Genomic DNA, 25826 nt, shown 5'->3' on the forward strand with positions numbered 1-25826 from the left:
CCAACCCGCTGCGGATAGGGGACGCAGTGGGCTGGATGGGGGCTTCTTGTACGGCTGATCGTTACTGACGCTTATTGGGCGATGGTCTTCACCGACACGCCGCGCTCGAGCGGGGTGGAACGACCGTAGATATCTTCGAAGCGCTCGATGTCGTCTTCGCCCAGGTAGCTACCGGACTGCACTTCGATGATTTCCAGCGGGATCTTGCCCGGGTTGCGCAGGCGGTGGACCGACGCGATCGGGATGTAGGTCGACTGGTTTTCAGTGAGCAGGAACACGTTCTCGTCGCAGGTCACTTCGGCGGTGCCGCTGACCACGATCCAGTGCTCGGCGCGGTGGTGGTGCATCTGCAGCGACAGGCACGCGCCCGGCTTGACCGAGATGTGCTTGACCTGGAAACGACCACCCATGTCCACCGAGTCATAGGAGCCCCACGGACGATAGACCTCGCAGTGGTTCTGGGTTTCGGTGCGGCCCTGGGCGTTGAGGGTGTTGACCAGTTGCTTGACGCCTTGAACCTTGTCCTTGTGGGCGATCATCATGGCGTCCTTGGTCTCGACCACGACGATGTTGTCCAGGCCGATCACCGACACCAGCTTGCCGTTGCCGTGGATCATGCAGTTGCGGCTGTCCTGGATCACCACGTCGCCCTTGGTGACGTTGCCGTTGGTGTCCTTGGCGTTGACTTCCCACAGCGATGCCCAGCAACCGACGTCGCTCCAGCCGGCCGACAGCGGCACCACGCAGGCGCGCTGGGTTTTTTCCATCACGGCGTAGTCGATGGAGTTGTCCGGGCAGCAGGCGAAAGTGGCTTCGTCGAAAGTGATGGTGTCGTTGGTCTGCTCGCTGCGCTCCAGGGTCAGCAGGCAGGTGTCGTAGATGTCCGGATCGTGCTTTTTCAGCTCTTCGAGGAAGCGGCTGGCGCGGAACAGGAACATGCCGCTGTTCCAGAAGTAACCGCCGGCTTCGACGAACTCGGTGGCGCGCTTGACGTCGGGTTTCTCGACGAAGTGCGACACGCGGCTCACGCCTTCAGGCAGCAGGGCGTCGTTGGTCGACTTGATGTAGCCGTAGCCGGTTTCCGGCTTGGTGGCCGGTACGCCGAACAGCACCATTTCGCCACGCTCGGCCGCCACGGTGGCCAGGGCCAATGCGCGTTGCAGGGCTTTCTGGTCTTCGATGACGTGGTCGGCTGGCAGTACCAGCATCAGTTCGTCGCGGCCTTCGTTGACCAGCATCATCGCGGTCAGGGCCACCGCCGGCGCAGTGTTGCGACCGAACGGTTCCATCAGGATGCGCTGGGCTTCCAGGTTCCGGGCGGACAGCTGCTCGTTGACGATGAAGCGGTGCTCTTTGTTGCAGACTACGATCGGCGTGTCCATGCCTTCGAACACCAGGCGCTCGAGGGTCTGTTGGAACAGGGTGTGTTCACCGGTCAGGGCCAGGAACTGTTTAGGGAATTGCTTGCGCGAAAGCGGCCAAAGACGTGAGCCACTACCACCTGACAAGATCACCGGAATCATGTTTGTTACTCCTTTGAAGCGAAATGGTTTTAGAGCTACTGCGTTCTGTCGTTTCACTCTCTTGTTTTTGTTCCGTACCCGACTGACACCCCGATTCAGGGTGGGAGCGGGCTTGCTCGCGAAAAGCGGTGGTTCAGCCAACATCAATGTTGAATGTGAGAGCGGGTTGGCGAGCACGCCCGCTCCCACCAGGGTACAACGTCAATCAGGTGAATTCATCAGCGGGTGGAAACCGGGCGCTTGACCCACACTGGCGACAGGCTGCTGCCCGAACCAGTCACGTACAGCACGGCCGCTTCGCCGCGCTCCAGGGCCACTGGTTTCAGATCGCCGACTTTCTTGTCGCCTTCGAACAGGGCCAGGGACACTTTCACCGGGTTGATTTCACGCTCGCCACGACCCTTGGCCGCTACGTTCGGTACCACTTCGGTCTTGCCGTCGGCCGTCTTGAGGGTCAGCGCCTTGTCGGTGAGGTTCTGTACGCGTACCAGGGATTTCTGCTTGTTCTTGAACGGTGGTTCTTCGATCAGTTGTGGCTGGCCGCTGGCGTTGTTGACCAGGGTGTAATAGTGATCGGAGGCCAGTTTAACCGGTACGGTCTGGCTGCCCACCTTGGCGCTGTAGTCGCCGCCAGGCATGAAGCTGAAGTCGCTGCTGGCCAACGGGGCCACGTCGCTGATGTTGGTGCTGCCGACGGTGGCGCTGACTTCGGCGTTGCTGGCGTTGTAGATCCGCACGAAGCTGGAACCTTTTGGCGCGACCGGGCCGTACAGGGCCGAGTCACCGGCGAAGGCGGACAAGGAAAGGGCGCTCATGCTGGCGACCAGGGCAACGGCCTTGAAGGAGCGAGCAGCGAGACGGCGAGGAGTAGTGTTGAAAGTCATGGTGGACCTCTCTTTCAGTTTTGCGCCCGATCGGGCGTCTCGGATTGTGTGTTAGCAGCTACGTTCTGTTGGCGGGCGCCGGCTTGCTTGAGCTCGGCGACCCACTGCGGATCGGCGTCGCCGATCTCGTTGTTCACGGGCAGATAACGTTCAGGAAACTCCCAGATCAGCACCTGTGGCGGGCTGTTCTTGAAGGCGTCGCTCTTGAGGTAGCTGAGCATTGGCAGAATCGGGCCGTGGCCGTCTTCGGCGTAGTTCACGACGTCGCTGTGCAGGGCTTGCTTGAGCGCACCGACGAAGTTCCAGTTGGGGTTGGCGCTGTAGCTGGTACCGATCAGGGCCACGGGCACCTGGGCATCGGCGAACAACGCGTCATCGCTGGCCGGCTGGTCATCGGCTTCGCGGGTGTTGCGCTTGACCAACGGTTCCTGGGCTGGCATCAGGTTTTCGAACAGGGGATCGAGCGGCAGGAACTGACGCAGGTCGCCCTTGTGGATGATTTTCTCCGCAGGCTCGGTGACGAAACGCTGTGGTTCGCCATTCAGTGGTGTGCGTTCGGCAATGGCCTTGGCCAGATGTTCCGCAGCAATTTGTGCGCCTTCCGGTGTCCAGTGGGTATCTGTGCGCAGGAACACTTGCTGGCCGCTCTGCTTGGCCTGTTGCAGCGGGCCGAGCAGGTCAGGGGCAAGGATCTTGTCCGTCGCCACGCGGGCATGGAAGTCCTGGTACAGGTTGGCGTGAATGCTCGAAGGCTTCACTTCACCCAGGTGCTCGGGATACAGGCGCGCCTTGGCCGGCACGATCGCCATGACCAGGGTGATGCCTTGTTCCTTGAGCTTCTGGCGCACGCCTTCGATCAGCGCGTAGTTGCCTTGCAGGTTCTGGTCTTCGTTGACGATCGGGTTGAACTCTTCGTCGCTGTACAGCCACTGGTCGCGGCCCAAGACCACGCCTTTGCGGCCTTCGTTGAACAGCTTGTAGTCCAGCGCCGCCCAGATGTTGGTGCCCAGGCGCTTGATCGGGAATTCGTCGTCGTAGTGCGTTTCCACGGCCTTGGCCCAGCGACCGTTGAGCACGGTCGCATCGGGATTGGTGCTGAAGCCGAAGAAGCTGCGCATCGACCAAATACCCAGTGCTGTCAAAATCAGCATGAACAGCACGACGTAGAAGATGCGTAATGAGCGGGTCATGTCCGGATCCCTCAGAACTGGAAGTAAAGGAACGGCGAAAAGCTTTGCGCCGACAGTTTGAGAATCGAGGCGATGAACAACAGCAATACCAGGGCGCGCATCACGTAGCGCGACCAGTCCACGGTCCAGTAGGCCGGTTGCACCTGGGCCTCGACGCCGACGGTGTAGCCAGGTTCGTGGATGGTCGACGGGTTGTCGCCCGGTACTGCCTTGATCATCCCCGGTTGCGCGGTGGCTGGGCCGTTGGCTTCGGTGTTCACCTCAGGCTTGGTCTTGACTGGCGGACGGTTGGTGTAGAAGTCGCGCAGGCCGAAGAAGGCGAGGGTGACGTAGGCCACCACCAGCGTGGCGATCTGCAGGCCGGTGAGGTTGGCGCGGGTCAGTTCTGACAGCGACCAGTCGCCGAAGCTGAACATTGCGCTGTACATGCGGCCGGCCACGTGCAGGTTCTCGGCACGGAAGATCACCCAGCCCATCACCACCAGCAGGAAGGTCAGCGCCCAGCGGATCGGGTTGATGCTGCGTGGCGTGGTGTTGATGCCCACCGCTTTTTCGATGGCCAGCCACATGCCGTGCCACGCACCCCAGATCACGTAGGTGATGTTCGCGCCGTGCCACAGACCACCGAGCAGCATGGTCAGGAACAGGTTGCGATAAGTCATCAGCGTGCCTTTGCGGTTACCGCCCAGGGTGATGTAGAGGTAGTCACGCAGCCAGGTCGACAGGCTGATGTGCCAGCGGCGCCAGAACTCGGTGATCGATTGGCTGATGTAGGGCTGCTTGAAGTTTTCCATGAAGCGGAAACCCATCATCAGGCCCAGGCCGATGGCCATGTCGCTGTAGCCGGAGAAGTCGAAGTACAGCTGCGCGGTATAGGCCAGGGCGCCGAGCCAGGCGTCGCCGGTGGTCGGGTTCTGCAGGGCGAAGCAATGGTCGGCCACCACCGCCAGGGTGTCGGCGATGAACACCTTCTTGATGAAGCCCTGCATGAAGCGCGTGCAGCCTTCGGAGAATTTGTCCAGCGTGTGGGTGCGGTTGTTGAACTGGTCGGCCAGGTCGCGGAAACGCAGCACGGGGCCGGCGATCAGGTGCGGGAAGATCGCCACGAACGCCGCGAAGTCGATCAGGTTGCGGGTCGCCGGCGTATCACCGCGATACACGTCGATGATGTAGCTGATGGACTCGAAGATGTAGAACGAGATCCCGATCGGCAGCAGCACGTGGGTCAGGATGAACGGGTTGAGCCCGAAGCTGGTGATGATTGCGTTGAGGCTGTCCACGCCGAAGTTGGCGTATTTGAAATAGCCCAGGATGGCCAAGTCCACGCCCACGCCGAGCAGCAGCCAACGCTGGGCCGGTTTGGTGCGCACGCCGGCGGCACCGACTTTCAGGCCGATCCAGTAGTTCCACAGCGTGACGCCGGCGAACAGGGCCAGGAAGTCCACTCGCCACCAGGCATAGAACACATAGCTGGCGATCAGCAGCAGCAGGTTGCGATAGCGTTGCCCGCTCAGGTAGTACAAGCCGAGAAAGATCGGCAAGAACAGGAACAGGAACACATTGGATGAAAATACCATCCCGATCTCTCCTTGTTGAATCAACAGTCAAGGGCCAGAGCCCCCCCAAACCCCCCCATGAAAACCGGGGGGCATTGCATTTGAAACAGACCACTTTCCCTTGTGGGAGCGAGCTTGCTCGCGATAGCAGTGGATCAGCTTGCATCGCAGTGGCATGTGCCGCCGTCATCGCGAGCAAGCTCGCTCCCACAGGGTTCCCTTTCAGGCAGGGAGAACGGTGTCAGCTTCCTTTCTCGCCTTTCTCCCGCGAAGGGTCGTACACCCGGGTCAAGTCGCCGCCGAGGCGGAAGGTCTTGAACGGCTGCATTTCGTGCTTGCGTTCAAGCACGTCTTCGGAGCAGGTGTAGAGGCTGCAGAACGGTTCGAGCCAGGCGAATTTCGAATCGATCTTCAGATCCTTCATGTCCTGTTCTTCGCCGTTCTTCTCTTCGAAGATGTCCGGGTCTTTCACCCCGGCCAGCACTCGGTCACCCAGTCGCTTGAGGGCGCCGTTGTTTTCCTGGCGCAGGTCCACGCCATTGACCTGGGCGAAGCTGGCGATCATGGCCAGCGGCGGCAGGGCATAGTTGTGGTAGGACAGGGCCCGTTGCTTGCGCTTGAGTTCGTTGGGCAGGAAACCATCGGAATCGATCTGGTTGACACCGACCTTGTATTCCTTGACGGCCCAGTCGAACAGGTCGCGACGGTTGGTCGCCACGGACGTCGCCATCACCGACCAGGCGGCCCAGTACGAGTGATTGTTGGTCTTGTCCAGCGGCAGGTTGTCCCAGTCGCTGACTACCTGGTCGGCCATCTTGCTGAACCAGGCTTCGATCAATTGCGCCTGGTCCTGATGGTTTGCCAGCGGGCGCGACTCGGAGAACTTCAGGCGGACATAGGCCGAAGCCATGCTGCCCAGCGCCCATTTGCGCATGGACTTGCCGGTGTGGTTGAAGTCCTTGGACATCAACGCATCGGCCTTGGCCCAGGCGGTCAGCCAGTTCAGGGTGCATTCCAGTTGCTCGGGGCGACCGTCGCGCATGAACTGCATGACTTGCTTGCTGATGCCGCGCTCGATCTTGGTGATGTCGGCGGTGCTGTCACGGAAGGCTTTTTCCGATTGCACGTTCAGCGTGGCGCGAGCCTTGTCGGAGCCTTCGTACTTGCTGCGAAACTGCAACGAGCCGGTGTACGGCGTCGGCACGGCTTCGCAGCCCTTGCCGCCGTCGCCTTCCTTGACCTTTTCAATCGGTGCGAAGTAGCCCTGTGGCGGGCGTAGTGGCGCGGCGGCCTGCGTGGCCCCGGCGAACATCGCCAGGGTCAGCAGGGACGGCGCCAACAGCGTTTTCAACGTTCGGGTGCGCATGGTTCTGGTCATGAGACGAGACCTCATTGTCCGATTTGAGCCGTTTGTTGCTCGGCTTGCGGAGATGCGTTGCGTTTGCAGACTTTCGCTTCCACTTGCAATGGCTCCTTGCCGGCTTCAGGCCCTTGGACTTCTAGAGCCAAGAGGTTCTGGGAAGCCCAGTCCTCGTCGGTGCGCAATTGGAAGGCGAAACGCCCGTCGGTTTCGGAGGTGTTCGGTTTTTCGATCTTGATGTCCTCGTGGCGCCCATTCATGTACCAGAGGGTGGCTTGCAAGGTTTTCACCGACGTGTCGGCGAATTGGATGTCGACCTGGTGGCTGCCGTTACGCAGATCCATGTTCTTGCTGTTGACCATCAATTCGTTCTTGCCCGGCTTGAGCTTGGCCTTGCTGCTCATCAATGCCGGCTTGCCTTCGCAACCGTTGTTGTCCAGCAGCGCCATCATCTGGCGGTAGATGGTTTCCTGGTCCAGGCGATACAGCGGCGAGAATTCCCAGATGAGAATCTTCGGTGGGTTCTTCTGGAACTCTTCGCTGCCCAGGTACTGGATCATCGCGCCTTCGAAACCGCCGCCCGGGAAGGCCACGTTGAGGATGTCGGCGCCGATGGCTTCTTCCAGGAAACCGGCGAAGTTGTAGTTCTTGCCGCTGTGGCTGGTACCCACGAGGGTGATCTGCGGGTTGCCGGAATCGCCGAACAGGTCGCCATCGCCAGCCTCGCCCTTGGGCTCGGTGGTGAACTGGTCCATGTACTGGATCGCGTAGCTGGTGCCGCACAGTTGCCCGGCCATGTTGTGCAGGGTGCCGGTCTTGCCCATGCGGCCGGACTTCTTGGTTTCGAATTCACGCTTGGGAATGTCGGCGAAGGCCGGGATCTGCTTGACCTTCTCGGCCACGATCTTCGCCGTGCGCTGGGCACCGTACGGGGTCCAGTGCTGGTCGCCACGGAAGTAGAAGTCGTGGGCCGGCAGGGTGTCGGGCAGGTTTTCGTTGGTCAGCGGTGACAGGTCCGGCACGACGTAACCCATCTGCGCGAAACGACCCAGCATGGACTTGTAGTTGGTCAGGGCCTTTTCGTAGTCGAAGGCAGCCTTTTCCTGGGGGTTGAGTTTGTTGCGGTTCACCAGGCCACGGGTCGGCTGGTAGACGATCACCAGCTCGACGCCTTTTTTCTTGAACGCATCGTGCAGCTGCTGCATGCGCTTGTAGCCGGCCGGCGTGGTGTTGAACTCCGTGCGCAGGTCTTCCTGGGTACGGAACAGCCAGTCGCCCTGGGCCTGTACCAGCGTGGTGAAGTTTTGTTGGTAACGCGTGGTGTAGTTCTTCGCGTCGTGGGCAGCCGGGCACAGGTTGCAGCACGGTTCGGCAGTGAACGTTGGTGCCTTGATTTCATCGGCGCGAGCGCCGCTTGCGGCGGCGAGAATGCCGGCAGTCAGGGCGGAAAGGCCCAGAAGTTTGATCATCTGTGGGTTCATAAAGGTCATTCCTCAGTCCCGCATTTCGGTCTGGCGTTCAACGGGGTCGATCAGCACGGCTTTTTGCTGGCGCACCAGCAGGTCGAGAATTTCGTCCTGGCGTTCGCCAAGGATTCCCGTGAAGCTGATGCCGCTGGATTTGGTCGGCGCGAGCATGGACACGCGGTACAGCTCGACGCTCAACGGCGAGTCGATGGACAGCGGGCCACTGCCGTTGCCGGCCAGTTCGCCACCGACCACGATCAGCGACACTTCGGCGTCGAACGGGTCGAGCTTGATGTCCCGGTCGGTGTCCGACAGGTCCTTGATGTGGCCGTACAGACCGGTCAGGCCGTTGGCCATGGACAGGTTTTCGTACAGGCGGATGTTCACGCTGTTACGAATCCGGATGCCGTGGCGCTGGTTGCTGATCACCTTGTTGCCCCACAACAGGTTGTCGGCACTCTCGTAGAGCGTGATGCCGTCGGTGTGGTTCTTGTAGATCTCGTTGTAGGCGATCAGGTTGTTCACGCTGTTACGGTCGATCACCAGGCCCGAGAGTTTGTTGTCGTAGCTTCGGTTGTTGATGATGAAGCTGTCGTTGACCTCACGGGAAACGATGATCCCGTGCTTCTTCTTGGTCCCGTAGACGGTGTTGTCGGCGATGATCAGCCGGTGCGAACGGTCGTGGGGGTCGATGCCGTAGACGATGTTGTCTTTGTAGGTGTTGCCCTTGATGACAAAGTCGCGGGTCTCGTAGCAGTAGAAGCCGTACCACATGTCCGAGAACTCGGAACCGATGATCCAGCCGGTCGGTTCCGGGCGCTTGAGGACCTTGGCCATGTTCGGCGTGTATTGGGAGATACTCACCCCGTACGACTTACTGTTGGCATAGCCGAAGCTGGCCATCTTGGTGTTGACGATGTAGGTCTCGGTGCCGCCCCAGGACAGCAGGAACGGACGGAACTCCTTGGGCGAGCGGAACGTGGCGGGGCCATTGTCCTTTTCGCGCCAGCCGGTGACCTTGGTGTCGCGGATGAACATCTGGCCATCGTTGACCAGGAACGACCCGCCCTCCTGGGACAGGCGCAGTTCCTGGGTCTGTTTGTCGATCTCGAGGATGCCCTTGCGACCGACGACGATCGGGATCTTCGCCAGGTATACGCCTGGCGAAGTCTCGATGACGTACTTGGGCACTTTCTTGACCAGGTCCTTGAGGTTCATGTAGCCGTCGTCAAGAAAGATGGCCTGTGGGATACCGTGCTGGCGCACCACCCACTCGGCCATCTTGTTGTCGCCGCCGATGAAGTCCTTCAAGGCGTCTTCTTGCATCATCCGTCGAACGCTGACCTTGCCTGCCTTGGTCCGTACGATCTTGGCTGCAGCCGCTTCGGCGGTGTAGCCCTTGAGGTCGGGCAGGGTAGGCGTGGCCAGCTCCAGCGGCGCGGTCGGCGCGCTGCTGACGGTGTAGGTCTTGGCGCGTTGCAGTTCCTTGACCACGTTGCCCGGCTTGGCCACCGGTTCAACGTTGGCGAACGCCGACGAGCCGGCCAGCAGCATCGCTGCGGCCAACAGGCTGATCGAACCTTTCATCGCCTGGCTGTTCCTGAGGTAGCGGTTCATATCGGGCACTCCCATGGTCGTTTGCATCAGAAGCGCCAGATCACGTCGACAAAGGCCCGATGCATGTACGAATCGACCTCTTTGCCGTAGGCGTCGCCTGGCTTGAACACGCCGCCACGAAAGCGCACCAGCGCCGACGGCTCATCGATGGACTGACTCAGCGCAGCCGGCAGCAGGCCTTGCTTGAAGTATTTGGTGACGACCAGGTCGACTTCCTGGCCCAGGTCCTTGTCACCGTCGCGCAGCGGCAACGACGAGGTCGACAGGATGGCGCCGGTCACGTCGTCGGTGTTGTTTTCCACCGCATTGATGCCGTTGCTGCCCACCGGCTTGTTGCCGTCCACGCGCCAGAACTTGTGGTACACCAGGCTGGCGTCGTATTCGTCGCGCAATTGCCAGGAACCGAACAGGCTGGCGCTCTGGGTGTTGGCCATTTCGCCGCGGAAAGCCTCGCCGAAACGGTGGACCCGCGAGCGGGTGCCGGTGAAGTTCGAGCGGTTGCTTTGCAAGCCGTTCTGTTCGTAGTCCTCGCTGGCCCGGGCATACGCTGCACCGACTTGCCATTGCGGATCGAGGCGCAGGCGCACACCCAGGTCGGTGGCCCAGCCGTCGACATCGTCACTGCGCTTGGCTTGCGCCGGGCGCGTGCCGTCGGCGTTCAGCGCGTTGACGGTGTCGCGGTCGCCGGTCATGCCGGTGAGGCTTGCCCAATAGTTGACGGTGTTGGTGTTGCGCCAGTTGTAGGCGTCGCTGGTGGCCTCCAGGCCGAGCCAGGTCAAGTCACCGTTCTGGGTCTTGTCCAGGGTGTCGGTGGGCTCGCCCGGGGTCGGGTAGTCGAGGCTGCCGCTGTCGTGGCTGTGGTGGGCACGGATACTGGCCCACTGGCCTGGCATCCACTGATAGCCGACGTCGCCATAGACGTGCAGGCGGTCCTTGTCTTTTGGAGACAATTCCTTGAGGTCGGTGCGGTATTCGCTGAAACGCTCGGCCACGCCGAGGTTGGCCCGCAGCAAGGTGGTGTCGAAGGTCCAGTTCAGGGCTTCGATGTTGGTGTCGCGCCATTGGCCGTCGTCGTTGCGCAGGCGCTGGCGGCCGAATTTCAAGAGTTCGCCCGGATAAGGGGTCAGCCCGCTGTAGCCAATCCAGAATTCGCGCATGGCCAGGTAGCTTTTCTTGGCTTCGCGGTCGCCGCTGTCGGTTTCCTGCGTAGCGCCATCGGACTGTTGCAGGGTGTCGGTCTCGATGATGTCGGTGGACGTGACGGCCTGGGCCATGGCGTAGGCGCTCCAGTCACCGCTTTCGCCATAGACCCAAGGACGCAGGTCCAGGCCGATACCGTTGACGTCGCCACCGTGTTGGGTGCCCAGGTCGCGGTCGTCTTCAGACTGGCCGGTGATCTTCACTTCCAGGCCGAAATTCTTGCTTTCGGTCAACGCCGCCAGGGTCGGGCAGGACCACAGCAGGGCAAACGACAGGCCAATACCAGCCTGCACAAAAGGATTGAGCTTCAAAAGCTTCATAGAGGTTCCTCGCCGTCATCTTCTTTTAGGGCTTGCAGTTCAAGCGTATCGGGGCTCATTGCGCCGCGAATGGCCTGCTCTTGTTGTAGCAGGCGTTGCGCTTGTGCAAGTTGTTCCGGCGGTAATTGTGCTTCGAGGGTCTGGGCAAGCTCGGTGGCCTGCGGGGTGTTTTGCACCTTGGCCAACTGGCTGAACACGTAGGCGTTGACCGGGTTGGGCTTGGTGCCCTTGCCTTGGGAGAACAGCTGGGCAATGGCAAAGTCAGCGCTGTTCTGGCCGTTGCGGGCGGCCTTGAGCAGGTGGTCCAGGGCTTTTTGCGAGTACACCTGGCCCAGGTAACCACGGCGATAGATCTGGCCGAGGTAGTAATCGGCAGCCACTTCCCGGCCCACGGCTTTCTGGAAATGTGCCTCGGCGACCTTGGCGTCGGCCGGTACCCACTTGCCTTCGTAGTACAGCTTGCCCAGCAACAGCTCGGCACGAGGCTGGTCGGCGGCGCGGCCGTTTTCCAGGTATTGCATCATCTTGTCGACGTCACCCAGCTCGGGGAAGTCGTAGAGCAGTTGCGCCAGGCTGACCCAGGAAGCGGGGTTGCCGGGGGCGATGCCTTCGAGCAACGACTGGGCGGTTTTCTCGTCAGTCTTGCCCAGGCTTTGATCGGCCAGGACGCGGGCGACGCTGTCCACACGCTGGGCCGAGACCACGCCGCGGGCGTGACCGGCTTGCATTTGCTTGATCAGCTCGGCCTGCTGTTCCGGTTGGCCGCGTTTCTGATAGACCGTGGCCAGTTCGACGTAGCATATGTCGGTGGTGGCCAGGGCGGCCTTGCAGACCTTTTCCACTTCGTCCAGGTGCTGGTCGTAAGTGCCTTGGGTGCGATAGAGCAGGATCTGCGCCAGGCCCGCTTCCGGGTAGCCGGCGCTGCGCCATTGGCTGATCTGCTGCTGGGCGTTGACGTTCGGGAAGCTGTGGGGATATTGCAGATACAGCATCGCCAGCGGGATCAGGGTGTTGCCTTCACCGTTGGCGAAGGCTTTTTTCAACAGGCCTTCGGCTTCGTGTTTTTCAGCCTCGGTGGAGCCGGGCTTGGCCACCAGCAGGCGACCCAGGCGAGCCTGGGCGCGCGGCGAGATATCGGCGGCGGCGCGGTAGGTCGCCTCGGCCTTGCGCATCTGCTCGGGGTCGCGGCTGTCCACCTGGATATCGGCCAGGCCGACCTGGGCTTCGCTGTAGCCCAGGTCTGCCAGTTGCTGATAGTTCTGCTGCGCCAACGCCGTGTCGCCGCGCTTGAGGGCTTCGTTGGCCAGGCGTTGGTCGGGCAGGCCGGCGCAACCGGCCAGGCTCACTGCCAATGCCAAGGCACAGAGGGTTCCCACTTGGGAACGAGCTTGCGGCGCATCGTCCTGACCGCGTTGATCCTTTCGCGAGCAGGCTCGCTCCCACAGGGTCTGTGGGCTGTTCAGGATTTTTATAATGGTCACGGGCATATCCTCGACTTAAAGACCAACGGCCATGGCTTTGTCGATCAGCCAGTTCAGGCTTGGGCCACGATCGCTGACGACTTCCACCGGACGGCCGGCCAGCGCGCTGTCGAGGGCTTCGTCAGGTTGGATCAGCACACGGATGTCGGAGGACAGGTCGGCACTTTTCAGGCTGGTGCTGCTGACAATCTTGCCGGTGCGGGTGGTGTCTTCGCCGGCAACCTGGAAGCTGACCGGGGTGCCTGGACGCACGTCGCCGAACTGGCGATAGGAGAAGCGTGCCTCAACGTTGGCCTCGGTGCCCCGTGGTACCAGTTGGAAGATCACGTCACCCTTGCTCGCGTACTGGCCGTTGGAGACCAGTTGCTGGGTGACGATGCAATCGCATGGCGACGTCAGGGTGCCGGTCATCTGCTTGCCGAACAATTCCTCGACCTTGGCTGGTTGCAGTTGGTTGTCGTCCAGGTGGCCCTTGAGCACGTCGAGCATGCTGGTGCTGAAGGTCGCCAGCGGGGCACCCTTGGCGGCTACGCCGTCGGCCTTAACGAGGCTCTGCACGGTGCCGTCGCGCGGCATGGTGATGGCCATGCCCGGTACGTTGACGATGCCGGCCTGCGCGTGGCTGACGAAGTACATGCCGTACACCGACTTGAAGATGAAACCGAACGCCGCCAGGCCAACGACGAATACGCCCAGGCTGAAGGTCACGGCGCGCAGGCGACCGAAGGCAGTCATGCCGCCGTTGTCATCTTTCTGCTTGCGGGCCTTGGTGAAGTTGTCGCGCTGCAGGGTCGCCAGCACATCGCCGACGCCGACGATGTCGCCGGCCAGGTGCGAGGTGATGATGTGACGCAGTGTCGAGATGTCCCGCGGCTCCAGGTTCTGGAACTGGCAGCCGGTGCGGCCGGTCTGGCGGTCGTAGGAACGGATCTGCAATTCGACGTCCATGGCCAGGCCGAGGTTGTCGATCACGAACTGCAGGCGAGCCTTGTAGGTCTCGCCAACCTTGAGCGGCAGTTGGCCGGCGTTGAAGCACAGGCCGCCGGCCGACAGGTCCAGGACCTTGACTTCCATGGGCGTACGGTCAGGGCCGAAGAAACGCAACTTGGCCGGGATTTTGACCCGGGCGTGTTGGCGTTGGGCTTCGGATTCATGCACTACGTTGACATTCACGGCGGTGTTCATAGGGGCGATTTCCTAGTTAATTCATTCAAGTCCGGTCAGACCATCGTCAGCAGCACGGCGACAAAGATGCTGCCGGCGGAGAAGGTCATGGTCCGAGACGACCAAGTGTTGAACCAACGTTGAAAGCTGGCGAGATCACGGGTCAGGTGGGTGGGCTGGCGGGTCCAGGACTGTTGATCAAGGCGGAAGAACACGTAGATCTTCACCAGGGCACCGACGATCTGGTTGTAATAGAGAATCGCCGGGTAGGCCGGGCCGATCCGGTGTCCGGAGCACGACAGCAGCAAGGTCAGGATCAACCGCGTGATGCCGATCCACAGCAGGTACACCAGGATGAACGCGGTGCCGTACTTGAAGCTGGCGATGATCGCCACGGTCAGGCCCAGCAGCGACGTCCACATCGATACACGCTGGTCGAACAGCACCACCGAAGTGAACAGGCCCAGACGCCGCAGACCCAGGCCCAAGGCCCGGGAGTTCTGCCGCAGGTTGTTGCCGTACCAACGGAACATCAACTTGCGACTCGCCTTGATGAAGCTCTTTTCCGGTGGGTGCTCGACCGTATTGATCGCCGCATCCGGCACGTAGAAGGTGTCGTAGCCCAGGCGCATCAGGCTGAACCAGCTCGATTTGTCGTCGCCGGTGAGGAATTTGAAGCGGCCCAGGCGCCAGTGTTGCAGCGAGTCGCTTTCCACGTCGGCGATGAAGTCCGGGTTGGTGACGACGGTCGCGCGGAACACCGACATGCGTCCGGTCATGGTCAGGACGCGCTTGGACAACGCCATCGAGCACATGTTGATGTGGCGTTGGGCGAAGCGCAGCTTGTGCCACTCGCTCATGATGTAGCCGCCGCGCACTTCGCAGAACTCGTTGGTGGTCAGGCCGCCGACGTTGCCGAACAGCTGGAACCACGGCACGGTCTTGCGCACCACGCCCTCGGCGAGGACGGTGTCGCCATCGATCACCGCGACCACTGCGCGATCGTCCGGCAGGTGGCGGGAGATGGCGCGGAAGCCGTAGGCCAGGCCGTCGCGCTTGCCGGTGCCGGGGATGCGCACGAAGTCCAGCTTGACGTGCTCCGGCGGGTTCATGCGGGCCCAGAGGCTCTTGACCAGCAGTTCATCGGACATTTCCACGATGGAGCAGACCACGGTGGTCGGCAGCCCGCACTCAATGGCTTCGCGAATCACCGAGCCGTAGACTTGGGCGGTGGTCAGCGCGTCGATGCGGAAACTGGTGACCATCAGGTACACGTGGGACGGGTCCGCCGCCTTGCCCAGCTTGCGTACCTTGCGGCGCAGGTGTGGGTAGACGATGTACAGGAAGATCATGCCGCGCACGAAATGCGTCGCGCCCATGGAGTAACGCCAGATGCCCACGGCGCCGATCAGGAAGATGAAATCCTTGGATTCGGAGTCGAACGTGGACGTGGGCAGCGCCATGGCGATGCCCATCAGTAAACTCAAGTAAAACAGCCAACCGGCGGCCTGAAGCAGGCCGTGCTTTAGCCTGTGCATAATCTGCATCCGTCTCTATCTCGGGCGGGCCTTGTGGGCGGCCCGATGGGTTAAGGCAGGCGAAAGGCCGGCCAGGGCGAGCCCCGGCCGGCTAACAGACTTACCAGCAGATGCCTTCGGTCCGGCCACTCGGGGAGGTGGCCTTGGACATGAAACCAACCAGGTCGATGACCTGCTTGCCTTCCGGTACGTTCTCGGTCAGCGCACGGAACTTCTCGTCGCGGTTGCCGAGAATGATGATGTCGGAGCTGTCGATCACCGCGTCGAAGTCGGAGTTGAGCAAGGACGAGACGTGAGGAATCTTCGACTCGATGTAATCCTTGTTCGCACCGTGGACACGGGCGTATTCGACGTTGCTGTCGTAGATGCGCAGGTCATAGCCCTTGCCGATCAGCATTTCCGCCAGTTCTACCAGTGGGCTTTCACGCAGGTCGTCGGTACCGGCCTTGAAGCTCAGGCCCAGCAGGGCGACTTTGCGCTTGTCGTGGCTGGAGACGATGTCGAAAGCGTTCTGCACCTGGGATTCGTTGCTGCGCATCAGCGAGTTGAGCAGCGGCGCTTCCACGTCCAAGGAGCTTGCGCGGTAGGTCAGGGCGCGCACGTCTTTAGGCAGGCAGGAGCCACCGAAGGCGAAGCCTGGGCGCATGTAGTACTGCGACAGGTTCAGGGCCTTGTCCTGGCAGACCACGTCCATCACTTCGCGACCATCGACGCCGACGGCCTTGGCAATGTTGCCGATCTCGTTGGCGAAGGTGACCTTGGTGGCGTGCCACACGTTGCAGGTGTACTTGATCATCTCGGCAACGGCGATGTCCTTGCGGATGATCGGTGCGTCGAGCTCTTCGTACAGCGATTGCAGGACGTCGCCCGAGGCGGTGTCGAACTCGCCGATGACGGTCATTGGCGGCTGGTCGTAGTCCTTGATCGCGGTACTTTCACGCAGGAACTCCGGGTTGACCGCGACGCCGAAATCGACGCCGGCTTTCTTGCCGGAGCAGTCTTCGAGGATCGGGATGACCACATTGGCCACGGTGCCTGGCAGTACGGTACTGCGCACCACGATGGTGTGGCGGGTGGTCTTGTCGCGCAGGACAAAACCGATCTCGCGGCACACGGCTTCGATGTAGTTCAGTTCCAGGTCGCCATTCTTCTTACTTGGCGTGCCAACGCAAATCATCGACAGGTCAGTATCGCGAATGGCTTCGGCGAAGTTGGTAGTGCCGCGCAGCCGACCCGTTTGAATGCCCTGCGCCAACAGCTCGCCAAGACCCGGTTCAACGATCGGAGACTTACCAGCATTGATCATGTCGATCTTGTCTTTGGCGACATCTACGCCAACTACATCATGGCCCCGTGCAGACAGGCAACCGGCACATACTGCACCGACGTAACCCAAACCAAATATGCTAATGCGCATCGCATTTACCTCTGTTTTCACGCCATTAAATGGCCGGAGTTAATAGTGTTCAGCGGTCATCGTGCACTCGGAAGTGTGGAAATGCAGGCGCCACAGTGCCGTGTGCAGGCATACAAAGTTCCGAGTGTCTAAATAAGTGCACTCAAGTTGTGCGCAAAGCGGCCTAGTTGTTATGACCTGCCCTGTTATGCAGCCAGTCCTCGTTGGCGGGACGCTCGTGCAAAAGATCTTTCACTTCAGACTCCTGGCAAAAAGCCCACAAAATCAGAAGGTTGGGTGCTCGGGTGAGCACGTTAATAGGGGCGCAGCCTTGGCCTTGTAGGGGATAGTAATGGTGCGTTATCTCCCGTCCTTTAAGGGTGGATCCAATAAGACGACCGTTTCGCTAAGTTGTCGTTACAACTCCGTTACTTCGGACGACGTGCCTTGTAAGTTATCTCGTACACGCTCGGCGAGAATCGTTACGGGTGGTATGAGCCGTGCAATTTCACATAGTTCCGATCCGCTCATCGTGATTTTCGAAATTTTTCGAAATATTTGCCTAGATGGCACTGCTCTCATATTGATAGCACCACCGATTTCGCCCTTTAGTTTCGGGGAGTTAAAGGGGGTAGATAGTTTTGTGCCAGTACTGAAGAAAAAAATCGGTGCCACTACGGAAAAATCTGACATTTGTCGAGTGAAAGAAAAGTTAGCGCGGGGAGTGTTTGTTTTGTTGACGCCAAGAAAGTGGCGAATAGGGCGGGGAAGTTGGATGACAAATTCGGCTTTGATCGAGGCCCCTTATCGGGGCCCGGAAATGACGCTGCGTTATTGCGGGGCGTGGTCGCGCAGGAAAACCAGCTTGTCTGAAGAAGATTGCTCGGCGCTGTAGCGATACCCCTGCACATCAAATTGCTTGAGTGCCGTTGGATCGTTGATGCGTTGTTCAATGACAAACCGGCTCATCAAGCCTCGGGCTTTTTTGGCGTAGAAACTGATGATCTTGTACTGGCCATTCTTGAGGTCCTTGAACTCGGTATCGATGATGCGGGCCTTCAGTGCGCTGCGTTTGACTGCGCTGAAGTATTCATTGGAGGCCAGGTTCAACAACAGGTCGTCGCCCTGGTCGGCCAGCGCCTCGTTCAGCCATTCACTGATGCGGGTGCCCCAGAAGGCGTACAGGTCCTTGCCCCGGGCGTTGGCCAACTTGGTGCCCATCTCCAGGCGATACGGCTGCATCAAGTCCAGCGGGCGCAGCAGGCCATAAAGGCCGGAGAGCATGCGCAGGTGCTGTTGCGCATAGTCGAAGTCGGCTTCGCCAAGGCTTTGTGCGTCGAGGCCGGTATAAACGTCGCCCTTGAACGCCAGCAGCGCCTGCTTGGCGTTGGCCGGGGTGAACGCCGGGGTCCAGCTGCCGAACCGCGCGGCATTGAGGCCGCCGATCTTGTCGGAAACGTGCATCAGTTCACTGATCTGGGCAGGCGAGAGTTCACGCAATTGCTCGACCAACTCCTGGGAATGATCCAGGTATTGGGGCAGGGTGAAGCGCTCGGTAGCCGGCGGTGTTTCGAAGTCGAGGGTCTTGGCGGGGGAAATCACCATCAGCATGCAAACGTCTCCTTTGAGGGTGCGGCGATTCTAGGGGGTTGTCCGGGTGGACTCCAGCTATTGGGGTGATAGGGGATGGATGGTGAGGCGCGAATTGCCGAGTTTTGTGTGGCGAGGGGATTTAGCGAAACGTCGCACCGCCCCGCTGGGGTGCGAAGCAGCCCTGAAAAATCTACAGCCTGATGGAACTGATTGGTTGCACCTTTGTTGGGGCTGCTGCGCAGCCCAGCGGGGATAAATCCCCTCGCCACAGCAAGCTCCCTCGCCACAGAGGCTTATTCGCCAGTTTGCGAAGAGGTGCCACACCAGGATCAGCTATCATGCCGCGCGGGTTTCGTTATGGAGACATCCCTTTTGCGTATCGTCCTTCTACTGTCGGTGTGGTTGTTGAGTTTCGGTGCCATCGCCGCGCCCAATGACGTCGCCACCCTGGACCGCAGCACCTGGCCCGAGCAGCTCACCAACCCGACGCTGTTCGATGTGGCCTCCCGGGCCGAGGTGCTGATGTTTGCCCGGGTGTTGCTGGACACCGATGCCATGGACGAAATCGCCCTCAAGCAATACCTGGGGCTGCGCACGGTCAACATGGCGGCGGTCAATGCCCTGCGCGCGCGGTTGTGGCAGCGATTGCTGTCCAGCTACAACTTTGCCCAGCGAAGCTGCGAACTGGACGCGTCGTTCTGCTATCTGGTGGAAAACATGGCGACCTTGCGGGAAGAGGCGGGCAGGTTTCAGCTCGACGACAACTCGTATTACATCAAGTGGGCCGAGCCAAGCCGGATCTTCCACACCCGGTATCGGGACGAACTGCTGCGCAAGGCGGCGCTGTTTCCCCAGGTCACCAGCGAAATCGAGCGTTTCGGCGATTACGAGCGCAACGGCGAGCAGATGAATGACCGGCTGTTCCTGTTGACCTTCGACAGCGGGGCCAACGTCGCGCCGGACAACACGCCGTGGCTGACAGATTACCTGCGCAAGTCGAACATGAGCGGGACGTTCTTCGTGTTGGGCAAGGACATCCAGGCGCGCCTCGCGGATCGCTCGGTCAATGATCTCCAGACGGTCTATTCCGGGCAGTGCGTCGGTGTGCAGGGTTGGGAGTTTCGTTCCCACAGTTACTGGCAGGATTGGCAGGACTCGGTGCGGCGCAGTGTCGACCTGGTCAAGGGCAAGCTGCCGGAGAATTTCGTGCCGCTGTTTCGCCCGCCCCAGGGGCAGCGCCGGGGTGACGCGCAGTCGTTCTTCCGGAACCAGGGCCTGCAAGTGGCGCTGTGGGATATCGATCCCCAGGACAGCACCAACCGCCTCAAGCCCGAGCAGAGTGCCCAGCGTGTGCTGACCCTGATGCTGTTGTGGCGTCACGGCGTAATCAATTTCAACGCCAAGCAGGATGCGGTCAAAACGGCTATGCCGTGGCTCATCGCGCAAACAGCGCAAAGCGGGATCGGTTGGGAAGATTGCCAGGACGCGTTTCGCTGAATGCGAAAGGCCTGTAAACGTTGGGCTGGAGGTAAATTCGATCGGGCTTTCATGGCGACCGGACTTCCGACTTTAACGGTGCAGCAACGGTACGCCAAGGGTTATTCGTCACTCTGAAAAATAAACTTCAAAAAACCGTCAAAGTGCTTTTTCCTGTCATGTGTTTTGGAGTATCAAGAAGACAGACCGCCGAAACCTGCAACACAGGTGGCGTCTTCCAAGACCCAGTTTGTGTGCAGTTCACCCGAATCGTCGCGGGTGGATTCGGTGGCTACCTCGAGGCGCAGCACTGTCACGGTATTGCGTCGAATGGCCCCCACAAAGGTGACCGAGTATGGATGACCACGGACGTAGCCCTTCCTCCAACCAGCCAATCCTGTATGTACTCGATACCAACGTATTGATCCACGATCCAAACGCGCTGCTGAATTTCGAAGAACACCACGTTGCCCTGCCGATGACCGTCCTGGAGGAGCTGGACAAGCTCAAGAGTGGCCATCACAGCGTAGCGGCCGAATGCCGCCAGGCGATCCGCCTGATCGACAAGACCCTGGGCGACGCTTCTCCCGAAGACGTCGAGCTGGGCGTACCGATCCAGCGCGGCAAAAGCGGTCCCAAGGGCCTGCTTTCAATCCTGATGAGCAAGCGCACCGAACCCAACCTGGTGCTGCCTGAACACCTGAACGACAACATCATCATCAACCAGTTGATCGACCTGCACGCGCGCAACAAGGATCAAGCCGTGGTGCTGGTGACCAAAGACATCAACATGCGCCTCAAGGCCCGCGCCTGCGGGATCGCGGCGGAGGACTACAGCACCGACCAACTGGTCGACGACGTTTCGCTGCTGCCCAACGGCTACCACACCATGACCGGCTCCTTCTGGGACCGCGTGAGCAAGGTCGAAACCCGCCAGGACCATGGTCGCACCTGGCACCAGGTGCAACTGATCGACAACCTGCCGGCGGTGCACATCAACGAATTCATCATCGACGAACAAGGCTTCGTCGGCTGGATCAAGGAAATCCAGGTCGACAAACTGCTGATCCTCGATTTGCATCAGGAACCCTTGCTGCACCAGGAGGCGTGGGGCCTCAAGCCTCGGGACATCTACCAGAGCCTGGCGCTGTTCGCCTTGCTCGACCCGGATATCCACCTGGTCAACCTGTCCGGCGCCGCCGGTTCCGGCAAGACCATCCTGGCCTTGGCCGCCGCCATCGAACAGACCATGGTCAGCAAGCGCTACCGGCGCATCATCGCCACCCGCAGCGTGCAGGGCCTCGACCAGGAGATCGGCTTCCTGCCCGGCACCGAAGCGGAAAAAATGGAACCGTGGCTGGGTGCGATTACCGACAACCTCGAAGCGTTGCACATGGACGACGAGAGTACCCATGGCAGCGTCGACTACATCCTCAGCAAAGTGCCGTTGCAGTTCAAATCCCTCAACTACATCCGGGGCCGCAGCTTCCAGCAGAGCCTGATCCTGATCGACGAATGCCAGAACCTGACCCCGCACCAGATGAAAACCATCATCACCCGTGCCGGCGCCGGTTCCAAAGTGGTGTGCCTGGGCAACCTGGCACAGATCGACACCCCTTACCTGTCCGCGACCAGCTCCGGGCTGACCTACCTGACCGAACGCTTCAAGGACTTCCCCAACGGGGTCCACATTACCCTGCAAGGTGTACCGCGCTCGATCCTGGCCGAATACGCTGAATCCCACCTGTAACCCGAGCCAAGCCGGGCGACCGCAAGGTCGCCTGGTTTTTTATGAATCGCACAACCCTGTGGGAGCTGCGTTGCAAATGGTGGGTGCGACAATCAGCCCTGCCGGAATCTGACCCACGGGTTTACAATCGACGCTCCTGATCAGGAGTAACCCTGTGCTGACTCATCTCGATTCCCAAGGTCGCGCCAATATGGTCGACGTGACCGACAAGGCCGTGACGTTCCGTGAAGCCACGGCTGAAGCTTTTGTGCGCATGTTGCCCGATACCCTGCAAATGATCGTCAGCGGCGGCCATCCCAAGGGCGACGTGTTCGCCGTTGCGCGCATTGCCGGTATCCAGGCGGCGAAGAAAACCAGCGATCTGATTCCGCTCTGCCATCCGCTGATGCTCACCAGCGTCAAGGTCGAGCTCAATGCCGAAGGCGAGGACCGGGTACGCATCGTTGCCCGTTGCAAGTTGTCGGGCCAGACCGGTGTGGAAATGGAGGCGCTCACCGCCGCCAGTGTCGCCGCGCTGACGATCTACGACATGTGCAAGGCCGTGGACCGTGGCATGACCATCGAAGGCGTGCGGGTGCTGGAAAAGCTCGGCGGCAAGAGCGGCCATTTCCAGGCGGATGCCTCATGAAAATCACCGTGAAATTTTTTGCTCGCTACCGCGAAGCGCTTGGCGTGGACTCGGTAAAGGTCGAAGGCGATTTTGCCAAGGTCGACGACGTGCGCGCATTGCTCGCCCAGCGTGACGGTGCCGAGGTGCTGAAAGAGCAAAACCTGATGTGCGCACGCAACGAAGACCTGTGCCAACTCGACGAGCCTTTGGCCGACGGCGATGAAGTCGCGTTCTTCCCGACTGTGACAGGAGGCTGAGCCATGGCGATTCGGGTGCAGGCCGAGCCGTTCGATCCCGGGACCGAAGTCAACGCGATGCACGCGGCGAATGTCGGCGTAGGGGCGGTGGTGAGTTTTGTCGGCTACGTGCGCGACTTCAATGACGGCCTCGATGTGTCCGGGATGTTCCTGGAGCATTACCCAGGCATGACCGAGAAGGCCCTGGGCAAGATCGCCATCGAGGCCGAGCAGCGCTGGCCATTGCTCAAGCTCGAGGTGTTGCATCGCATTGGTGCCCTGGAACCGGGGGAGCCGATCGTTTTTGTCGGTGCTGCCAGCGCCCATCGCCAGGCAGCGTTCGACGCCTGCGCCTTTGTCATGGACTACCTCAAGACCCGCGCACCGTTCTGGAAAAAGGAAAACACCGTCGATGGCCCGCGCTGGGTGGAAGGGCGGGACAGTGATCATGCGGCGGCGGATCGCTGGAAGCGGTAGGCAGATTATTTTGAAGTGATAAGCCGTCTTCGCGAGCAGGCTCGCTCCCACAGGGAATTTGCGTTGGATACAGCCTCTGTGTTCACCGCAGCACCTTGTGGGAGCGAGCTTGCTCGCGATGAGGCCATCAGCCTCCCATCACATTCCCTCTTTCCCCGATTGACGATATGTACATTAAAGTCCAGTATGGATTTATAAGTACAAATTAAGTCGCGCCTATTTTTCTCTGCCAAACCAACAACAATCCGCGAGAGAACGACCATGAAAAAACTTCCCCTCATCACCGGCCTGGCCTTGAGCCTGTTGGCCTCCAGCACTCTGTTTGCTGCCGATAAAACCTTGCGCATCGGCATCGAGGCGGCTTATCCACCGTTTGCCTCCAAGACTTCGGAAGGCAAGATCGAAGGTTTCGACTACGACATCGGCAACGCCTTGTGCGCGCAGATGCAGGTCAAGTGTGAGTGGATCGAGGGTGAGTTCGACGGGCTGATCCCGTCCCTCAAGGTGAAGAAGATCGACCTGGCGCTGTCGTCCATGACCATCACCGAAGAGCGCAAGAAGTCGGTGGATTTCACCCACAAGTACTATTTCACTTCGTCGCGGCTGGTGATGAAGGAAGGCGCCGTAGTCGATGACCAGTACGCCAGCCTCAAGGGCAAGACCGTGGGCGTGCAGCGCGCTACCACCACGGATCGTTTCGCCACGGAAGTCTTCGAGCCCAAAGGCGTGACGGTCAAGCGCTACAGCAATAACGAAGAAATCTACATGGACCTGGCGTCGGGGCGCCTGGACGCGATTTTTGCAGACACCATCCCGCTGGAAGACTTCCTGTCGATGCCTCGTGGCAAGGGCTACGCGTTTGTCGGGCCGGAGCTCAAGGATCCGAAATACGTCGGTGAGGGCGCCGGGATCGCGGTGCGCAAGGGCAATACTCAATTGGTGGCGGATTTGAACAAGGCCATCGATGGGATTCGGGCCAATGGCGAGTACCAGAAGATCCAGGCCAAGTATTTCAAGTCGGATATCTACGGCGACTGATCAATAGCCTTCGCGAGCAAGCTCGCTCCCACACTGGACCTCATTGAACAGAGATCCCCTGTGGGAGCGAGCTTGCTCGCGATGAGGCCAGTACAGGCAGCACAAAACCTCAGCCCTTCAATTCCTTCAAATGCTTGTACACCGTCGCCCGCCCCATGTTCAGCACATTGGCCACATAGTTGGACGCGCTCTTGCCCTTGAACGCGCCTTCGGCATGCAGCGCCAGCACCAGCTCGCGTTTGTGGTCGCGGGTCAGCAGGTTCAGGCTCAATTGACGCTCGCGCATCCAGGCGTGGAGGAAAGTGTTGATCCGCTCCTGCCAATCATCGCGAAACAGCGAGTCGGGTTGCGCAATCAATTTGTTCGGTGACAGGAACAGGTCCAGCGCCGCCTTGGCGTTTTCGAACAGCGAAATGTTCAGGTTGATGCACAGTACCGCCAATGGGTGGCCCTTGGCGTCTCGCAGCACACTGCTGAGACTGCGAATCTTTTGCCCATCCCAATTCAGTTTCTCGTAAGGCCCGATGTTTCGTTCGCTGACGTCTTCGCTGAGCATGTCTTCCAGGGATGAGTCATCGCCAATTTCGCGCTTGGACAGGTTGTTGGCGATGTAATCGACCCGTTGCGTGCGCAGGTCATGCAGCACCACTTCGGCGTGGGGGTAGAAAAGCGTGGCGATGGCATCGGCGATGGTGCGGAAGTTATCCAGCGCCGGATCGGCTTGCGGGGCATTCATGACAGGACTCCAGGCAGTCAGCGCCCCGTGAAGCAGGGGCGCGAGGGAGTGTGCCGCAATCGTGGCGATGCGTCACCTTGGTGAAGATCAGCCCAGGCGTGCGGGCGATAGCATCGCGGCGCTCAAGCCGAAACGGGCGAGGCCATCGGGCAGCGGTTCGCCGCGAACCAGCGCCGCGCTGGCCTGACCCATGGCCGGAGAAGTCTGGATGCCGTAGCCGCCCTGGGCCGCGACCCAGAACAGTCCAGGCACCTGCACATCGAAGCCGGCCAGCAGATCGCCGTCGTGCACGAAGCTGCGCAACCCGGCCCAGGTGCGGGTCGGGCGGCGGATGGTCAGGGTGGTGGCTTCTTCGATCTGGTAGATGCCCATGGCGATGTCCAGCTCTTCGGGCTGCACGTCGTGGGGCTCGACCGGGTCGGCATTGGCGGGCGAACCGAGGAACATGCCGGCGTCCGGTTTCATGTAGAAGGACTCGTCGAGGCTCACCAGCATCGGCCAATCATGAATGTCCACGCCCTCGGGGCCGGCAAAAATGAACGCTGCCCGCCGCTTCGGTTGCAGGCCCAGCTTGCGTGCGCCGGCCATCTCAGCCACTTGGTCGGCCCAGGCGCCAGCCGCGTTGACCAGCACGGGCGCGCGGAAGGTCTGGCTGGCGGTCCTGACTTGCCATTGCCCTTGATCGTCGCGGATCAAGTCGAGCACTTCGCTGTCGGTGTGCACTTCGCCGCCGCTGCGACGAATGCCTCGCAAGTAACCCTGGTGCAGCGCATCGGTGTCGATGTCGCAGGCCGTGGGGTCATAGATCGCGCCATGGACTTTTTCCCGGCGCAAGATCGGCAGCCGCACGCAGGCTTCTTCGGCATTGAGCAACTGCATCTGCGGTACCGTGGCCTTGGCGCTGAGGTATTGATTGTTCAGTTCGGTCGGGTCACCGGTGAAATCCACGGTCATTTCGCCGCGCGGTGTGAGCAGCGCGTGCTCGCAGAAGCCGGTTGGCGGGGCGTCGAAGAAGTCCCGGCTGGCCTGGGTCAATGCCCTTACTTGTGGCGTGCCATAAGCGGCGGTGTACAGTGCCGCCGAACGACCGGTGGAGTGATAGGCCGGATGCGATTCGCGTTCAAGCACGATGACCCGGCCGTGGGGCGCCAGCCAGTAGCCGGTGGAAGCACCGGCGATGCCGCCGCCGATGATGATGAAGTCTGCTTGTGTCAT

Annotated in this window: 21 protein-coding genes; 6 read left to right on the forward strand and 15 right to left on the reverse strand. The window is 60.5% G+C overall.

Annotation, left to right across the window (positions count from 1 at the left end; translation table 11 throughout):
- Nucleotides 1-71 precede the first annotated feature (71 nt).
- From JMN22_RS05145 to yaaA, 13 genes are all read right to left on the reverse strand, one after another.
- Nucleotides 72-1523: a mannose-1-phosphate guanylyltransferase/mannose-6-phosphate isomerase gene (locus JMN22_RS05145; protein ID WP_198796593.1), complete on the reverse strand. Its 1452-nt coding sequence runs from the start codon at nucleotides 1521-1523 to the stop codon at nucleotides 72-74.
- 218 nt (nucleotides 1524-1741) lie between these two features.
- Nucleotides 1742-2407 (reverse strand): alginate O-acetyltransferase AlgF, encoded by a 666-nt coding sequence (locus tag JMN22_RS05150; RefSeq protein ID WP_030139657.1) that lies wholly within the window; start codon nucleotides 2405-2407, stop codon nucleotides 1742-1744.
- A 14-nt stretch (nucleotides 2408-2421) separates the two neighbouring features.
- Nucleotides 2422-3597 (reverse strand): alginate O-acetyltransferase, encoded by a 1176-nt coding sequence (locus JMN22_RS05155; protein ID WP_030139656.1) that lies wholly within the window; start codon nucleotides 3595-3597, stop codon nucleotides 2422-2424.
- Between the two features lie 11 nt (nucleotides 3598-3608).
- A complete protein-coding gene (locus JMN22_RS05160) occupies nucleotides 3609-5174 on the reverse strand; it encodes an MBOAT family O-acyltransferase (protein WP_030139655.1) in 1566 nt (521 codons plus the stop codon).
- A 220-nt stretch (nucleotides 5175-5394) separates the two neighbouring features.
- Nucleotides 5395-6519 carry a mannuronate-specific alginate lyase gene (locus JMN22_RS05165; protein WP_030139654.1) on the reverse strand — a complete coding sequence of 375 codons (1125 nt, stop codon included), beginning with the start codon at nucleotides 6517-6519 and terminating at the stop codon, nucleotides 5395-5397.
- Nucleotides 6520-6542: 23 nt separating this feature from the next.
- Nucleotides 6543-7994: an alginate O-acetyltransferase gene (locus tag JMN22_RS05170; protein WP_030139653.1), complete on the reverse strand. Its 1452-nt coding sequence runs from the start codon at nucleotides 7992-7994 to the stop codon at nucleotides 6543-6545.
- Nucleotides 7995-8006: 12 nt separating this feature from the next.
- On the reverse strand, nucleotides 8007-9596 hold the full coding sequence (gene algG, locus JMN22_RS05175; RefSeq protein WP_198796592.1) for a mannuronan 5-epimerase AlgG: 1590 nt from the start codon (nucleotides 9594-9596) through the stop codon (nucleotides 8007-8009).
- A 26-nt stretch (nucleotides 9597-9622) separates the two neighbouring features.
- A complete protein-coding gene (locus JMN22_RS05180; RefSeq protein WP_198796646.1) occupies nucleotides 9623-11107 on the reverse strand; it encodes an alginate export family protein in 1485 nt (494 codons plus the stop codon).
- Nucleotides 11108-11112: 5 nt separating this feature from the next.
- Entirely contained in the window at nucleotides 11113-12597 is a 1485-nt protein-coding gene (gene algK, locus JMN22_RS05185; protein WP_033864473.1) for an alginate biosynthesis TPR repeat lipoprotein AlgK, read from the reverse strand.
- A 15-nt stretch (nucleotides 12598-12612) separates the two neighbouring features.
- Complete coding sequence (locus tag JMN22_RS05190) at nucleotides 12613-13782, reverse strand: alginate biosynthesis protein Alg44 (protein ID WP_030139649.1); 1170 nt, start codon at nucleotides 13780-13782, stop codon at nucleotides 12613-12615.
- 35 nt (nucleotides 13783-13817) lie between these two features.
- Nucleotides 13818-15299 carry a mannuronan synthase gene (gene alg8 / locus JMN22_RS05195; protein ID WP_407682753.1) on the reverse strand — a complete coding sequence of 494 codons (1482 nt, stop codon included), beginning with the start codon at nucleotides 15297-15299 and terminating at the stop codon, nucleotides 13818-13820.
- Nucleotides 15300-15399: 100 nt separating this feature from the next.
- Nucleotides 15400-16716 carry a nucleotide sugar dehydrogenase gene (locus tag JMN22_RS05200; protein WP_030139647.1) on the reverse strand — a complete coding sequence of 439 codons (1317 nt, stop codon included), beginning with the start codon at nucleotides 16714-16716 and terminating at the stop codon, nucleotides 15400-15402.
- An 810-nt stretch (nucleotides 16717-17526) separates the two neighbouring features.
- Nucleotides 17527-18306 (reverse strand): peroxide stress protein YaaA, encoded by a 780-nt coding sequence (gene yaaA / locus JMN22_RS05205; protein ID WP_198796591.1) that lies wholly within the window; start codon nucleotides 18304-18306, stop codon nucleotides 17527-17529.
- A 354-nt stretch (nucleotides 18307-18660) separates the two neighbouring features.
- Between yaaA and JMN22_RS05210 the strand changes: the two genes are divergently transcribed.
- The 6 genes from JMN22_RS05210 (at nucleotide 18661) to JMN22_RS05235 (ending at nucleotide 23875) form a co-directional block, all read left to right on the forward strand.
- A complete protein-coding gene (locus tag JMN22_RS05210) occupies nucleotides 18661-19785 on the forward strand; it encodes a polysaccharide deacetylase family protein (RefSeq protein ID WP_030139645.1) in 1125 nt (374 codons plus the stop codon).
- A gap of 334 nt (nucleotides 19786-20119) precedes the next feature.
- Complete coding sequence (locus tag JMN22_RS05215; RefSeq protein ID WP_030139644.1) at nucleotides 20120-21514, forward strand: PhoH family protein; 1395 nt, start codon at nucleotides 20120-20122, stop codon at nucleotides 21512-21514.
- 154 nt (nucleotides 21515-21668) lie between these two features.
- Nucleotides 21669-22142 (forward strand): cyclic pyranopterin monophosphate synthase MoaC, encoded by a 474-nt coding sequence (moaC, locus tag JMN22_RS05220; RefSeq protein WP_030139643.1) that lies wholly within the window; start codon nucleotides 21669-21671, stop codon nucleotides 22140-22142.
- Nucleotides 22139-22381, forward strand: a complete 243-nt coding sequence (locus JMN22_RS05225) for a MoaD family protein (RefSeq protein ID WP_198796590.1) — start codon at nucleotides 22139-22141, stop codon at nucleotides 22379-22381. Before moaC ends, JMN22_RS05225 begins: the two co-directional genes overlap by 4 nt.
- A 3-nt stretch (nucleotides 22382-22384) precedes the next feature.
- On the forward strand, nucleotides 22385-22837 hold the full coding sequence (moaE, locus tag JMN22_RS05230; protein ID WP_198796589.1) for a molybdopterin synthase catalytic subunit MoaE: 453 nt from the start codon (nucleotides 22385-22387) through the stop codon (nucleotides 22835-22837).
- A gap of 261 nt (nucleotides 22838-23098) precedes the next feature.
- The gene (locus tag JMN22_RS05235; RefSeq protein WP_198796588.1) at nucleotides 23099-23875 is read left to right on the forward strand and encodes an ABC transporter substrate-binding protein; all 777 of its coding nucleotides are present in this window, start codon (nucleotides 23099-23101) and stop codon (nucleotides 23873-23875) included.
- Between the two features lie 109 nt (nucleotides 23876-23984).
- Here JMN22_RS05235 and JMN22_RS05240 read toward each other — a convergent pair whose 3' ends face one another.
- Both JMN22_RS05240 and JMN22_RS05245 read right to left on the reverse strand, forming a co-directional pair.
- On the reverse strand, nucleotides 23985-24611 hold the full coding sequence (locus JMN22_RS05240; RefSeq protein ID WP_030139639.1) for a helix-turn-helix transcriptional regulator: 627 nt from the start codon (nucleotides 24609-24611) through the stop codon (nucleotides 23985-23987).
- 87 nt (nucleotides 24612-24698) lie between these two features.
- A complete protein-coding gene (locus tag JMN22_RS05245) occupies nucleotides 24699-25826 on the reverse strand; it encodes an NAD(P)/FAD-dependent oxidoreductase (protein ID WP_198796587.1) in 1128 nt (375 codons plus the stop codon).

Origin of the sequence: Pseudomonas sp. HB05, assembly GCF_016756915.1 — a bacterium.
Classification (GTDB): Bacteria; Pseudomonadota; Gammaproteobacteria; order Pseudomonadales; family Pseudomonadaceae; genus Aquipseudomonas; species Aquipseudomonas alvandae.

What these genes read in the sequence shown, in the direction of transcription:
- JMN22_RS05235 (WP_198796588.1), top strand. Translation starts at nt 23,099, where the DNA reads ATGAAAAAACTTCCCCTCATCACCGGCCTGGCCTTGAGCCTGTTGGCC.
- moaE (WP_198796589.1), top strand. Translation starts at nt 22,385, where the DNA reads ATGGCGATTCGGGTGCAGGCCGAGCCGTTCGATCCCGGGACCGAAGTC.
- JMN22_RS05240 (WP_030139639.1), bottom strand. Translation starts at nt 24,611, where the DNA reads ATGAATGCCCCGCAAGCCGATCCGGCGCTGGATAACTTCCGCACCATC.
- JMN22_RS05165 (WP_030139654.1), bottom strand. Translation starts at nt 6,519, where the DNA reads ATGCGCACCCGAACGTTGAAAACGCTGTTGGCGCCGTCCCTGCTGACC.
- JMN22_RS05190 (WP_030139649.1), bottom strand. Translation starts at nt 13,782, where the DNA reads ATGAACACCGCCGTGAATGTCAACGTAGTGCATGAATCCGAAGCCCAA.
- JMN22_RS05215 (WP_030139644.1), top strand. Translation starts at nt 20,120, where the DNA reads ATGGATGACCACGGACGTAGCCCTTCCTCCAACCAGCCAATCCTGTAT.
- algG (WP_198796592.1), bottom strand. Translation starts at nt 9,596, where the DNA reads ATGAACCGCTACCTCAGGAACAGCCAGGCGATGAAAGGTTCGATCAGC.
- alg8 (WP_407682753.1), bottom strand. Translation starts at nt 15,299, where the DNA reads ATGCACAGGCTAAAGCACGGCCTGCTTCAGGCCGCCGGTTGGCTGTTT.
- JMN22_RS05170 (WP_030139653.1), bottom strand. Translation starts at nt 7,994, where the DNA reads ATGAACCCACAGATGATCAAACTTCTGGGCCTTTCCGCCCTGACTGCC.
- JMN22_RS05200 (WP_030139647.1), bottom strand. Translation starts at nt 16,716, where the DNA reads ATGCGCATTAGCATATTTGGTTTGGGTTACGTCGGTGCAGTATGTGCC.
- JMN22_RS05160 (WP_030139655.1), bottom strand. Translation starts at nt 5,174, where the DNA reads ATGGTATTTTCATCCAATGTGTTCCTGTTCCTGTTCTTGCCGATCTTT.
- JMN22_RS05245 (WP_198796587.1), bottom strand. Translation starts at nt 25,826, where the DNA reads ATGACACAAGCAGACTTCATCATCATCGGCGGCGGCATCGCCGGTGCT.
- yaaA (WP_198796591.1), bottom strand. Translation starts at nt 18,306, where the DNA reads ATGCTGATGGTGATTTCCCCCGCCAAGACCCTCGACTTCGAAACACCG.
- JMN22_RS05155 (WP_030139656.1), bottom strand. Translation starts at nt 3,597, where the DNA reads ATGACCCGCTCATTACGCATCTTCTACGTCGTGCTGTTCATGCTGATT.
- JMN22_RS05145 (WP_198796593.1), bottom strand. Translation starts at nt 1,523, where the DNA reads ATGATTCCGGTGATCTTGTCAGGTGGTAGTGGCTCACGTCTTTGGCCG.
- JMN22_RS05150 (WP_030139657.1), bottom strand. Translation starts at nt 2,407, where the DNA reads ATGACTTTCAACACTACTCCTCGCCGTCTCGCTGCTCGCTCCTTCAAG.
- JMN22_RS05225 (WP_198796590.1), top strand. Translation starts at nt 22,139, where the DNA reads ATGAAAATCACCGTGAAATTTTTTGCTCGCTACCGCGAAGCGCTTGGC.